Genomic DNA, 202 nt, shown 5'->3' on the forward strand with positions numbered 1-202 from the left:
CATCAGAAATTTCTAATTACTCCCCTATTCAAAAACAATCGGATTTCACAACTAATCCCAGAGATATTGTTACACCAGAAATCTCTAATTACTCCCCTCTACAGAAACAACCAGATTCCACAATTAGTCCCACAGATAGTAGTGATTCCCAGGATATTGCTACACCAGAAATATCTAATTACTCCCCTATTCAGAAACAACC

General features: G+C 37.1%; 1 protein-coding gene. It reads left to right on the forward strand.

The window, feature by feature from the left end:
• A partial coding sequence (locus PL11201_RS27260) for a hypothetical protein (RefSeq protein ID WP_234996846.1) occupies positions 1-202 on the forward strand: 202 nt, incomplete at both ends.

The organism is Planktothrix sp. PCC 11201 (assembly GCF_900009135.1).
Classification (GTDB): Bacteria; Cyanobacteriota; Cyanobacteriia; order Cyanobacteriales; family Microcoleaceae; genus Planktothrix.